Origin of the sequence: Achromobacter xylosoxidans (assembly GCF_014490035.1) — a bacterium.
GTDB lineage: Bacteria > Pseudomonadota > Gammaproteobacteria > Burkholderiales > Burkholderiaceae_B > Achromobacter > Achromobacter bronchisepticus_A.
In genome coordinates, this window is sequence record NZ_CP061008.1 from 4,800,757 (window position 1) to 4,813,514 (window position 12,758).

The window sequence follows — 12,758 nt, forward strand, 5'->3', positions numbered from 1 at the left end:
GAATCACCACCGTTAGACAAAATTTGTTCAAGTGACAGCCATTTTGAGGCCAAATCAAAATGAATCAAAATCAATGTCCACATTTATAGAATGAGAAAATCTCATAGAATATGAGCTTATTTCCCATCCCTGCAGGCACCCATGCTTGAAGTCCGCCATCTCGAAACGCTTACCGCCATCCGCGACGGCGGCAGCCTGCAGGAAGCCGCCGAGCGCCTGCATCTGACCCAATCGGCCCTGTCGCACCAGTTGCGCGACCTGGAAACCCGGCTGGGCACGCCGTTGTTGAACCGCCGCACGCGACCGGCACGGCTGACGACGGCGGGACTGCGGGTGCTGGCGCTGGCGGATGAAGTGCTGCCGCGCATTCGCGCCACGGAACGGGACCTGCAGCGGCTGGCCGCGGGCCGCACCGGCCGGCTGCACCTGGCCATCGACTGCCATTCCTGCTTCCAGTGGCTGATGCCGGCCCTGGATGCCTTCCGCGTGCAATGGCCGGACGTGGCGCTGGATCTGTCGGCGGCGTTTTCCTTCGCTCCCCTGCCCGCCCTGGTGCGGGGCGACCTGGACCTGGTTATCACCTCCGATCCCCAGCCGCTGGACGCAGTGGAATACCTGCCGCTGTTCAAGTACGAGCTTGTGCTGGCCGTGTCGGAATCCAATCCGCTGGCCGGCAGCAAGTTCGTCATGCCGGACCAATTGGCCGACCAGACGCTCATCACCTATCCCGTGGACAAGCAGCGCCTGGACATTTTCACGGCCTTCCTCGACCCCGCCGACGTGGAGCCGGCCGCCATCCGCCGCGCGGAACTCACCCCCATCATTGCGCAACTGGTGGCCAGCAACCGCGGCGTGGCCGCGCTGCCCAACTGGGCGCTGACGGAATACATGAATCAGGGTTGGCTGCGGCTGTGCCGGCTGGGCCCGCAAGGCGTGTGGCGCACGCTGTATGCGACGGTGCGCAGCGAGGACACGGAGGCCTCGTACATCGATGAGTTCCTGACCATTACCCGGGATGTGTGCTTCAAGACCTTGTCGGGGATCAAGTCGGCAAAATAGCGCCCCTGCCGTATGTCGCCGACTCGCGATACATTAAAAAATAATAAGATTCAATTTAGTACATAAGGCTTAGAATGCTGCTCCCTCAAACCTTCGAGCCAGCAGCAAAAACATGCTCTTGCCATCGTTGTTCTCAGCGCGCGTTATCGGCCGTTCGGCCATTCTTGCTTCCATCGCCTTGCTGGCGGGTTGCGGCAACGTTCCGAACACGCTCCCGGTGCAGTACTCGCCTTCCTCGGTGATCAGCGCTGAAGGGGCTGTCGAAGTCGGCGATTTCACCTACGAACCCAACAAGAAAGAGGCGGCAGAACAGCCCAAACCCCAGCGCTACGCCAACGCCGGCCTGTCGACCTCGCAGCAGGCCAGCTCACCGAACTCCACTGGCAGCTACCGCGCCCCGCAAATCGCTCCGAATCAGATCCGCAACACCGCAATCGGCAGCATATTGCTCGAAAAGGACGTCAAGGACTTTGTCCGGGATGCCACCTTTGCCGAACTGCGCTTCATCGGCGTCAAGGTCAATGGCAACCAACAGCGCCGTCTATTGACCGCCGAAGTCGAGGAATTCCTGGCGGACGACCTGGGGTATTCGGTGGATTGGACATTGCGTATCGCCTATGTCGTGACCGACAAGGCCACGCAGAAGCCCGTGTACACGCAAACCAAGGAAACCAAGCGACGCACGAACAAGTTCGCCAATTTCTTCACTTCGCTAAACGATTCGATACGGCTCAGCACCGAAGCTTTGGCCAAGGACCCGGATTTCCTGTCTGCCATCCAGGAATAAGGCCCGTCGCCTCGCTTTTTGGGAAATCCGCCACGGCGGATTTTCATGGGCGTACGGACAAGCCCCGCACAGGGCTGCTCAATCCTCGTCGCTCTCGCCCAGTATCCGGCGGATCACGTCATGCGCAAAGCCGCGGCTGGCCAGAAAGCGCGCCTGCTTGGCGTAGGCCGCGCGGTCTTCCGGCTTGGCGCTGAAGCGCTTCTTCCAGACCTCCAGCGCGCGGTCGTACTCGGTGGCCCGCAGCTGTTCGCGCAATTCGGCGACCTGGTTGTCGTCCACCCCATGCTGGCGCAATTCCTGCACGATGCGCGCCGCCCCCTGGCGCGATGCGCGGCGGTGCACCAGGCTTTGCGCAAAACGTTCGGTGGACAGCCAGCCTTCTTTTTCCAGGGCATCCAGCACGGCCTCGACCTCGCCCGGGTCCTCGGCGTAGGCGGCAAGCTTGCGCGCCAACTCTTCGCGGGCATGCTCGCGCCGCGACAGATAGCCCACGGCCCGCATCTTCAGCGACGGCCCCTTGCGGGCGGATTGGCCGTCCGCATCCGGGCCGTCCTCGGCTCCGGCGACGGCACGGCGGCCGCGGCGCGCATTGCCGGCTTCCGAGCTGCGGCTCCACTGATCTGGCGCATCGCTGGATTCCGCTTCCTGATCGCGGCGCGCATCCGAAGTGCGGCGCAACCCCTGGGGCTTGGCCACGGTTTCGAATTCATCGTCCAGCTTGGCGCGTAGGCGTTCGGCTGAGGCGGGCGGCGGTTTCCAGCTCATGCGTTTCCTGCTTGCTATGCATAACGGCAGGCCCGTCCTGGCGCCTGCCGCAACTGTTCGGGCTACCCCGACGCGATAGGCCGGCCGTTTGCGGCGAAGCTGAATTGCGCCGCGCCAGGCCCGCCACCGATCCGATTACTCTTCGGAGGTATCTTCCGCGGTCGGCACGAATTCTGCCGCGCGGCTGACGATGCCTTGGTTCTCGCGAACGCGGTTCTCGATTTCGATGGCCAGTTCCTTGTGTTCTTTCAGGTACTCGCGGACATTGTCCTTGCCCTGGCCGATGCGATTGCCGTTGTAGCTGTACCAGGCGCCGGACTTGTCCACCACATTGGCGGCCACGCCCAGGTCGATGATTTCGCCTTCGCGCGAGATGCCGGCGCCGTACATGATGTCGAATTCGGCCTGCTTGAACGGCGGCGCGACCTTGTTCTTCACGACCTTGACGCGGGTTTCGTTGCCGACGACTTCGTCGCCCTTCTTGATGGAACCGATGCGGCGGATGTCCAGGCGCACGGAGGCGTAGAACTTGAGCGCGTTGCCGCCGGTGGTGGTTTCGGGGTTGCCGAACATCACGCCGATCTTCATGCGGATCTGGTTGATGAAGATGACCATGCAATTGGTCTTCTTGATGGTGGCGGTGAGCTTGCGCAGCGCCTGGCTCATCAGGCGGGCTTGCAGGCCGGGCAGGGAATCACCCATTTCGCCTTCGATTTCGGCCTTGGGCACCAGCGCGGCCACCGAGTCGATGACGATCAGGTCGACCGAACCGGAGCGCACCAGCGCATCGGTGATTTCCAGGGCCTGCTCGCCCGTGTCCGGCTGCGAGATCAGCAGGTCGGCCAGGTTCACGCCCAGCTTGGAGGCGTATTGCACGTCGAGCGCGTGTTCGGCGTCGACGAAGGCGCAGGTGCCGCCCAGCTTTTGCATTTCAGCGACCACTTGCAGCGTCAGCGTGGTCTTGCCCGAGGATTCCGGACCGTAGATTTCAACCACGCGGCCTCGCGGCAGGCCGCCGACGCCCAGCGCGATGTCCAGACCGAGCGAGCCCGTGGAAACCACCTGGATGTCATGCGAAACATCGTTGTCGCCGTAGCGCATGATCGAGCCCTTGCCGAACTGCTTTTCGATCTGCGAAAGCGCGGCGGCAAGCGCCTTGGCCTTTTCCGATGCGGCGGCCTTGGTGGTTTTGTCGTCCATGTAGAGTCCTGTCTGTAACGTATCTGGTGTCTAGGGAAGTGCCGCAGGGTTAGGCGGGTGCTTTGAGCAACGGGTCAGATTATGGCATCGGATTATACTGTACATAAAACCAGTGTGCCAGTGTTTTGCACGTATACCCTGAGTGGCAAGCTTGGCGCCCTATGCCAGAATGCCAGACGAACCCGGCGTTTTGTCCCCTTTGCGCCGCGGGGCCTTTTCTCACTGTAGCCCATGCGTATCCTGATCGCCGAAGACGACAGCATCCTGGCCGACGGCCTGTCCCGCTCGTTGCGCCACAACGGCTATGCCGTGGATGCGGTGCGCGACGGACTGGCGGCCGATTCGGCGCTGGCGGCCCAGGCATTCGACCTGCTCATCCTCGACCTCGGCCTGCCGCAACTGGCCGGGCTGGAAGTGCTGCGCCGCCTGCGCGCCCGCAATTCCGCCCTGCCGGTACTCATCCTGACTGCGGCCGACAGCATCGAACAGCGCGTCAAAGGTCTGGACCTGGGCGCCGACGACTACATGGCCAAGCCTTTCGCGCTGTCCGAGCTCGAGGCCCGCGTACGGGCCCTGACCCGGCGCGGCGCGGGCGGCGGCGCCACCATGATCAAGCACGGCCGCCTGCTGTTCGACCAGACCGGCCGCGTCGCCATGGTCGACGACCAGACCCTGGACCTGTCGGCGCGCGAAGTCAGCCTGCTCGAGATCCTCCTGACCCGCAGCGGCCGCATGGTCAGCAAGACGCAACTGGTCGACCACCTGTGCGAATGGGGCGAAGAGGTCAGCACCAACGCCATCGAGGTCTACGTCCATCGCCTGCGCAAGAAGCTGGAACCCAGCGGCGTGAAGATCGTGACCGTGCGCGGCCTGGGCTACTGTCTTGAGCGGGACCAGGGTGCGGCGTACCTCGCAAGCTGAAGCGGCGCCGCCGGAAGCGCTGAACCAGGAAGCACTGGATGTCATGCGGGCGGGGGCCAAGGGCCCGAGCTTCGCGCCGCCGCAGCGCTCCCTGCTGGGCGAAATCCTCGACTGGATGCTGGCGCCGCTGTTCCTCCTGTGGCCGATGAGCGTGGCCATCACCTATGTGGTGGCCCAGAACATCGCCAACGTGCCCTACGACCGCGCGCTGGCCAACAACCTCCATGTACTGACCTTGCAGGTGCACGCGCAGGACGGCCGGGCCGTGCTGAAGATGACCAACACCGCGCGCGAGGTGTTGCACGCCGACGAGACCGATAGCGTGTTCTGGCTGGCGCTGGGCAGCCGCGGCGAATACCTGGGCGGCGACCGCGCCCTGCCCCTGCCTTCCACCGTGGGCCAGCCCCGCCCCGGCGAAGTCCAGTACGAAGACGCGACCTTGCGCGGCTTCGGGGTCCGGCTGGCGTTCACCTGGGTGGACCTGCATCTGCCGGATACCCAGCCGGCGCTGCTGATCGCCGCCGAAACCGTCGAAAAGCGCACGCAACTGGCCAACGACATCATCAAGGGCGTGATCATTCCGCAGTTCGTGGTGCTGCCTGTCGCCGTGCTGCTGGTGTGGTTCGGGCTGTCGCGCGGAGTGGCGCCTTTGAATGCGCTGCAGCAGCGCCTGCGGGCCCGCCGGCCCGACGACCTGTCGCCCATCGACGAGCGCGCCGCCCCCACCGAGATCGCGCCCCTGGTGGCCGCAATGAACGACCTGCTGGATCGGCTTTCGTCCAACGTGCAGGCGCAGCGCCGCTTCGTCGCGGACGCCGCGCACCAGCTGAAGACCCCGCTGGCCGGCCTGCGCACGCAGGCCGAACTGGCCCTGCGCGACGCCAGCCCCGAGGAAATGCAGTCCAGCCTGCGCCAGCTCGTGACCGGCTCCGAACGCGCCACGCGCCTGGTGAACCAGCTGCTGCTGCTGGCCCGGGCCGAGAACCCCAGCGCCATCGGCATGACGCGCACGGACATCAACGCCATCGCCTACGAACAGGCCATGCACTGGGTGCCGCAGGCGCTCTCGCTGAGTACCGACCTGGGCTTCGAAGGCTCGGACCAGCCGGTGGAGATCAACGGCAACCCCCTGCTGCTGGCCGAACTGCTCAACAACCTGGTGGACAACGCGCTGCGCTACACGCCGCGCGGCGGCCACATCACGGTCCGTGCGCAGGTCCAGGACGGACACGCGGTGCTGGAGGTGGAGGATTCCGGGCCAGGCATTCCGCCCGAGGAACGCGAACGCGTGTTCGACCGCTTCTATCGCGTGCTGGGCACCCAGTCCGACGGCAGCGGCCTGGGGCTGGCCATCGTGCGCGAGATCGCCCAGAAGCACCAGGCCAGCGTCGAAATCAGCGATCACCCCACGACGTATTCGAACCTGCCCGGCATGCGGATCCGCGTGATCTTTCCGCTCTACGCTGAGTTGTCAGACCTCTCCGACGTCTCCTAGGACTATCCCTAGCCTCCCAGGGAGACGTTACTTTCGGTTTCAATTTTAAGACTCAAGTAAGTATCCCGTCAGAACCTCGTCAGCCTCACCCCCCAATGTTGCATATAGCTCAATGTCGGCTCGCCGGCGGCGGGCGCAGCACGGCGGACCACCGCCGGCCATAAAACCGAGGAGACATCATGAGCACAACAACCATGGCAGGCCGCGGCCCATCCGCGGATCCGCGCCCGATGACCAAGGATGAACGCCGCGTCATCTTTGCGTCGTCGCTGGGCACGGTTTTCGAGTGGTACGACTTCTATCTGTACGGCTCGCTAGCCGCCATCATCGCGCAACACTTCTTCTCGGGTGTGAACCCCACCGCGGGCTTCATTTTCGCCCTGCTGGCGTTTGCGGCCGGTTTCGCCGTGCGCCCGTTCGGCGCCCTGGTGTTCGGCCGCCTGGGCGACCTGGTCGGACGTAAGTACACCTTCCTGGTCACGATCGTGATCATGGGCCTGTCCACGTTCCTGGTCGGCGTGCTGCCCAGCTACGCCAGCATCGGCCTGGCCGCTCCCGCCATCCTGATCGTCCTGCGCCTGCTGCAAGGCCTGGCGCTGGGCGGCGAGTACGGCGGCGCCGCGACCTATGTGGCCGAGCACGCGCCGCATGGCCGCCGCGGCTTCTACACATCCTGGATCCAAACCACCGCGACCCTGGGCCTGTTCCTGTCGCTGCTGGTCATCCTCGGCATCCGCACGTTCATGGGCGAAGACGACTTCAAGGCCTGGGGCTGGCGCATTCCGTTCCTGATCTCGGTCGTCCTGCTGGGCATCTCGGTGTGGATCCGCCTGCAACTGAGCGAATCGCCGACCTTCCAGCGCATGAAGGAAGAAGGCAAGGGTTCCAAGGCGCCGATCGCCGAATCGTTCGGCCAGTGGAAGAACCTGAAGGTCGTGATCCTGGCGCTGCTGGGCCTGACCGCCGGCCAGGCCGTGGTCTGGTACACGGGCCAGTTCTACGCCCTGTTCTTCCTGACGCAGACGCTGAAGGTCGACGCCAATACCGCCAACATCATGATCGCGATCGCGCTCCTGATCGGCACGCCTTTCTTCGTGATCTTCGGCGCGCTGTCGGACAAGATCGGCCGCAAGCCCATCATCATGGCCGGCTGCCTGATCGCCGCGGCGACGTACTTCCCGATCTTCCAGGGCATCACGCACTTCGCCAACCCGGCGCTGGAAAAGGCCCAGGCCACGGCCCCGGTCACCGTGATCGCGGACCCCGCCACCTGCTCGTTCCAGTTCAACCCGGTAGGCACTTCGTCCTTCACCAGTTCTTGCGACGTGGTCAAGTCGTTCATGGCCCGCAACTCGGTGAACTACAAGAACGAAGCGGCGCCGGCCGGCTCGGTCGCCAAGGTCAAGATCGGCAACGACGAGTTCGCCTCGTTCGACGGCAAGACCATGGCCCCCGCCGACTTCAAGGCCAAGGCCGCCGAACTGGACAAGGCCCTGACCACCGCGATCCGCAGCCACGGCTACCCCGCCAAGGCTGATCCGGCCCAGAGCAACAACGTCATGGTCGTGGTGCTGCTGACCATCCTGGTGATCTACGTGACCATGGTGTACGGCCCGATCGCAGCCATGCTGGTGGAAATGTTCCCGACGCGCATCCGCTACACGTCGATGAGCTTGCCGTATCACATCGGCAACGGCTGGTTCGGCGGCTTCCTGCCCCCGGTCGCCTTCGCCGTGGTCGCGGCCACCGGCAACATCTACGACGGCCTGTGGTACCCGATCATCATTGCAGTCATGACCCTGGTCATCGGCACGCTGTTCGTGCGCGAATCCAAGGACAACGACATCAACGCTTAAAAGGCCATCCCCCGCCGGACGGGACTGCTGCGCCCGCCCGGCCTTTCAAAAGCTCCTTATGGAGCTTTTTTTTTGCGCGCAATCAAGCAGGATCCGCCTCCAGGGAGCGAGCGGGCTAAAAAGAGGCCCGCACTTTCAGGACCATGTCAGACCCGCCCCATTAGACTGGGTGCTCAGATTACGGCCTTGCGCCAGATCGACCGACGATTGATCCCCCTGTCGGACGATTGCAGGGCCAGTGTTCTGACACCGATACCGCGTTCCCCGCGAGCCTTTTATGACGCGGTATTGCGTGCTCCCGTACCGGCCCGGCCCTCAATGAGCCGGGCCGCTTTTTTTTATGCCGCGCACGTGAAAATGGCGACCTCTCGGTCGCCATGATCGAATCCTGCCGACAGCGGTCGCGGCCGCCCGCAATCAGCGGCGCATGCCCACGCCGATTGCCACCACGCCGGCCACGATGGCCGCAATGCCGGCCCAGGCCGGAATCGCCACCGACTTCTCGGTCTCGGCGGTGGCCTTCACCGAACCGATCTGCAGCACGGTCTCCTCGGACTTGTAGTTGAAGCCCTTGTAGGCCAGGGCGGCGATGCCCAGGACGATCAGAATGGCGCCGATGATCTTCATTTTTTATCTCCAGTTCGACTTGCTGCGCGGACAGTAGCGCATCGGCTCGCCGCTGTCAGTGACAGAAGGTGTCGCATCACGCTGCGGTATTGCCGCACTTCGGCAAAGCGGCCGCGTCGTATAGAATCAACCCTTTTGGCCGACGCTCATGTGGTTCAAGAATCTCAAGATTTATCGCCTCTCCTCGCCGTGGACGCTGGTCGGCGACCAGCTTGAAGAAACGCTCGCGCGGCATGCCTACCAAAGCGGCAACAACCTCGAAATGCAAAGCCTGGGCTGGGTTCCTCCGCGCGAGAACGGCGGCCTGGCGCATGTGGTCAACGGCCAGATCCTGCTGAGCCTGCGCGCCGAAAAGAAGCTGCTGCCGGGCACCGTGGTGAACCAGGTTGCCAAGGCCCGCGCCCAGGAAATCGAAGAGCAGCAAGGCTACAAGCCGGGCCGCAAGCAGATGAAGGAAATCAAGGAGCGCGTCACCGACGAGCTGCTGCCGCGCGCCTTCAGCGTGTACCGCGACACCCGCGTCTGGATCGATCCGCAGAACCATTGGCTGGTGATCGATGCGGCCGCTTCGGCCAAGGCCGACGAAGTCATCGGCCTCCTGGCCAAGTGCGTGGATCCCTTCCCGCTCGAAAACCTGTACGTGGCGCAGTCGCCGGCCTCGGCCATGACCGGCTGGCTGGCCGAGGACGAGGCTCCGGCCAACTTCTCGATCGACCAGGACACCGAGCTGCGTTCGTCGGGCGAAAGCGGCGCGGCGATCCGCTACGTCAAGCACTCGATCGACGCCGATGACGTGCGCCGCCATATCCAGTCGGGCAAGCAGTGCACCCGCCTGGCCATGACCTGGGCCGACCGCATTTCGTTCGTGCTCACCGAAGGCCTGGACGTCAAGCGCGTCGCGCCCCTGGACGTGCTGAAGGAAGGCAACGAAGGCGTGGCCGCCAACGACGACGAGAAGTTCGATTCCGACATGATGCTGATGACGGGCGAACTGGCCAAGATGATGGCCGAGCTGGTCGACGCGCTGGGCGGCGAAAAGAAGGTGTAAGCCTCAGGCGCCCTGGCGCCAGGCAAGCCACGGGCCGCCCTTGACCGGGCGGCCTTTTTCATGCGCGCGAGCTGGGCCTCAGGCCGCCACGGCCCGGTCGCGGCCGGCCTGCTTGGCCTGGTACAGCGCCTGGTCCGCGCGGTCGATCAGATAGGCATAGTCCGGATGGCCGTCGAAGGTCGCCACGCCGATGCTGGCCGTGATGTGCAGCGGCGCTGCCTCGGGAATGGTGAAGACATGGCGGCGGATCTCCGCGCCGAGCTTCTCGGCCGTCGCCAGCGCGGCCTCCTGTTGCGCATCCACCAGCACCACGAGGAATTCCTCGCCGCCGTAGCGGAACACGAAATCGCTGGAGCGGCACGATTGATGCAGCACTTCCGCAAACTGGCGCAACACCTGGTCGCCGCCGGAATGGCCGTGCTGGTCGTTGATGGCCTTGAAATGATCGATGTCCAGCAGCAGAACGGAGAACGAGCTGCGCTGGCGCCGCGCGATCGAGATTTCGCGCCCGACCACCGAGGGCAGGAAGCGCCGGTTCAGCACATTGGTCAGCGGATCGCTGCCGCTCTCGATCTCGGCCACCATGTCGAACAGGCCGTTGAGCAGGTGCTTGATGCGCGCCACCAGCTCCTGCAACTCGCGCACGTGGTCCGGCATCGAAGCGGCGAGACCCTGTTCTTCGCCGCGCATCAATTGCGGCAGCACTACCCCGTCCAGCTGCGCGACGGCGTCCGTGATCTGCTGCAGGCCCGGGGCGCTTTCGAACATCGCCCCGCCCTTGTGCTGCAGCCACAATCCGAATTCCGAGGCCGCCAGCCGCGGCAGGCTTTGCCCCGGCGCGCGGTAATGCAAGCCGATCAGCACCGACTGGCTCCACTCCAGCAAGGCGGCGCGCTGGCGTTCGCGTTCCGTGGAAATGTTCTGCCCCAGGGCGAAGAGACGGTAGGCCTCGTCGTTGCGGGCGCCGCGGCTGATGTCGCGCATGAAGGCGCGGCTCATCTGCTCGACCGCCAGGTCGAACAAGTTGCACACGTACTGGGTGGCGACCGACGCGGCCATGCCGTCCAGGTCGCTGGCGCGCAGGCGCAACGCGATCTCGTTCTTGAGGATGCGGGCGCCAGCCATCACCAGATGGATCGGGATGTGGACGCGGGCGTGCACCTCGCCCACTTTTTTCTGCGTGGCCATCAGGGCGGCGATATCGCCCTGGTCGCGCACGCACAGCAACCCCTTGAGCCAGCGGGTCATGCCGGCATGCAGGCGGCTGGACACGATGTCGTGGGATAGGCGGGGGCCGGCCTCGGCATCGGCCAGCAGCGTGGAATAGAAGGCGTCGACCAGGGCGGACAGGCTGTCGCCCACCACCGCGGCGACCTGCCCGCGCGTATAGGCGTCAACCGACTGGTAGACCGCTATCCAGGCCTGCTCGTCGGACGCGCTCAGGTAGCACGCCTGGCCGGATGAGCCGGCGTGACGATCGGAAGTTGGCGGAACGCCAATACTGCTTGTAGACATAGATAATCCGTCCGCAGGCCCCACGGCGTGTCCGGAAACGACACGCGACAGAAAAAAAGCCAGCGCGGATTATGCTTGAAAACCCCGCGACCAGGCCGCGCAGGGGCCTGGTTCAGAGGGGTATTCGGCCCGGAGCCGCGCGCTTATTCGAGTCCGTGAAAGGCGGAATCGTCCGGACCGACGTGGGAGGGATGCTGCCAGGTCACGTCGCGCAAGGAATGCTGCACCAAGCCTTCCACGCCCAGCAGCACCGCGAAGATCGCCATGCGGATGGGGATGCCGTTGTCGGTCTGGCGGAAGATGGCCAGGCGCGGATCGTGGTTCAGGTCCACGCTCAGGTCATTGGCGCCGGGACGGCTGTCGCGCGGCAGCGGGTGCATCACGATGGTATCGGGGCCGCAGTAGGCGTCGATGATGGCGCGGCTGATCTGGAAGTCCGGCGTATAGCCTTCGTTCTCCTCGTTGGCGAAGCGCTCTTTCTGCACGCGCGTCGCGTAGATCACGTCGGCGCCGGCCAGGCCTTCGGCCAGCGTGCTCTTCTGCTCGATGATGTTGCCGTTGCGGCTGGCCTGCTCGATGATGTATGCCGGCATTTCCAGGCCCTTGGGCGACACCAGCGAAAACTTCACATTCTTGTACAGCGCCATCAACTTGATGAGCGAGTGCACGGTGCGGCCGTACTTCAGGTCGCCGACCATGGCGATGTGGGCGCCGTCCAGCAGTTTGCCCAGGCGCGAGAACTCGGTCAGGATCGTGTACAGGTCCAGCAGGGCCTGGCTGGGATGCTCGCCGGGGCCGTCGCCGCCGTTGACCACGGGGATGTTGGTGGCGCGCGCGAATTCGGCAACCGAACCCTGGTCCGGATGGCGGATGACCATGGCGTCGACGTAGCCGCTCATGACGCGGCTGGTGTCGTAGATCGACTCGCCCTTGGCCATGGACGAGAACGTGAAGCCGGTGGTGTCGCAGACCGAGCCGCCCAAGCGGCAGAACGCGGAACCGAAGCTCACGCGGGTACGGGTGCTGGCCTCGAAGAACAGGTTGCCCAGCACCGCGCCTTCCAGCACGCGGGACACCTTCTGGCGGCGGGCGATGGGCTGCATCATGTCGGCCACGCGGAACAGGTCCTCGACCGATTCGCGGGTGAACTGGTCCACCGACAGCAACTGGTGCTTGCCTTCCACCGCGATGCGGTCACGCAGCGGGCCTTCTTGTACGCTTTGCGTATATTTTTCCAGCAAGACGCCGTTCTGGACGATTTCGCTGACGAAGCGCTGCACCACTTCCGGCATGGCGCGGAATTCCTGCGAGCCCTCGGGCAACAGCCAGGTATCCAACGCGCGGCGTTTGACGCCGATGCGGGTTGCGAACACGTCGCGGGTGAGATTCAGGCGTCGCATGGCGTCGCGCAGGAAGGCTTGCTGGGAAATGGTCATGACGGGCCCCGAACAGGAGATTTATATACGCACTGCGCATATTATTCTC

General features: G+C 64.4%; 11 protein-coding genes. 6 read left to right on the forward strand and 5 right to left on the reverse strand.

Going from position 1 to position 12,758, the window contains the following annotated elements:
• The first annotated feature begins 141 nt into the window (after positions 1–141).
• Together IAG39_RS22265 and IAG39_RS22270 are read left to right on the forward strand one after the other, a co-directional pair.
• A complete protein-coding gene (locus IAG39_RS22265; protein ID WP_059379209.1) occupies positions 142–1,059 on the forward strand; it encodes a LysR family transcriptional regulator in 918 nt (305 codons plus the stop codon).
• A gap of 112 nt (positions 1,060–1,171) precedes the next feature.
• Positions 1,172–1,846, forward strand: coding sequence for a hypothetical protein (locus IAG39_RS22270; RefSeq protein WP_223283423.1), 675 nt, complete (start codon positions 1,172–1,174; stop codon positions 1,844–1,846).
• 78 nt (positions 1,847–1,924) lie between these two features.
• On the opposite strand, the gene recX is transcribed toward IAG39_RS22270, so the two are convergent.
• Both recX and recA read right to left on the reverse strand, forming a co-directional pair.
• Complete coding sequence (recX, locus tag IAG39_RS22275; protein WP_118933343.1) at positions 1,925–2,611, reverse strand: recombination regulator RecX; 687 nt, start codon at positions 2,609–2,611, stop codon at positions 1,925–1,927.
• A gap of 135 nt (positions 2,612–2,746) precedes the next feature.
• Positions 2,747–3,811 carry a recombinase RecA gene (gene recA, locus IAG39_RS22280; protein WP_059379220.1) on the reverse strand — a complete coding sequence of 355 codons (1,065 nt, stop codon included), beginning with the start codon at positions 3,809–3,811 and terminating at the stop codon, positions 2,747–2,749.
• A gap of 231 nt (positions 3,812–4,042) precedes the next feature.
• Here recA and IAG39_RS22285 point away from each other — a divergent pair, with 231 nt between their 5' ends.
• The 3 genes from IAG39_RS22285 to IAG39_RS22295 all read left to right on the forward strand — a co-directional run bounded on the left by IAG39_RS22285 (position 4,043) and on the right by IAG39_RS22295 (position 8,083).
• Positions 4,043–4,732: a response regulator transcription factor gene (locus IAG39_RS22285; protein ID WP_013392535.1), complete on the forward strand. Its 690-nt coding sequence runs from the start codon at positions 4,043–4,045 to the stop codon at positions 4,730–4,732.
• A gap of 115 nt (positions 4,733–4,847) precedes the next feature.
• The gene (locus IAG39_RS22290; protein ID WP_118933365.1) at positions 4,848–6,227 is read left to right on the forward strand and encodes a sensor histidine kinase; all 1,380 of its coding nucleotides are present in this window, start codon (positions 4,848–4,850) and stop codon (positions 6,225–6,227) included.
• 194 nt (positions 6,228–6,421) lie between these two features.
• Entirely contained in the window at positions 6,422–8,083 is a 1,662-nt protein-coding gene (locus IAG39_RS22295; RefSeq protein ID WP_059379225.1) for an MFS transporter, read from the forward strand.
• A gap of 417 nt (positions 8,084–8,500) precedes the next feature.
• On the opposite strand, the gene IAG39_RS22300 is transcribed toward IAG39_RS22295, so the two are convergent.
• Positions 8,501–8,710: a hypothetical protein gene (locus tag IAG39_RS22300; RefSeq protein ID WP_059379226.1), complete on the reverse strand. Its 210-nt coding sequence runs from the start codon at positions 8,708–8,710 to the stop codon at positions 8,501–8,503.
• Between the two features lie 148 nt (positions 8,711–8,858).
• Between IAG39_RS22300 and IAG39_RS22305 the strand changes: the two genes are divergently transcribed.
• On the forward strand, positions 8,859–9,758 hold the full coding sequence (locus IAG39_RS22305; RefSeq protein ID WP_054451049.1) for a recombination-associated protein RdgC: 900 nt from the start codon (positions 8,859–8,861) through the stop codon (positions 9,756–9,758).
• A gap of 78 nt (positions 9,759–9,836) precedes the next feature.
• Here the strand turns inward: IAG39_RS22305 and IAG39_RS22310 are convergent, their stop codons facing one another.
• Complete coding sequence (locus tag IAG39_RS22310) at positions 9,837–11,273, reverse strand: diguanylate cyclase (protein ID WP_059379228.1); 1,437 nt, start codon at positions 11,271–11,273, stop codon at positions 9,837–9,839.
• Positions 11,274–11,416: 143 nt separating this feature from the next.
• A complete protein-coding gene (locus IAG39_RS22315) occupies positions 11,417–12,709 on the reverse strand; it encodes an aspartate carbamoyltransferase (RefSeq protein ID WP_054451047.1) in 1,293 nt (430 codons plus the stop codon).
• Positions 12,710–12,758: the final 49 nt, after the last annotated feature.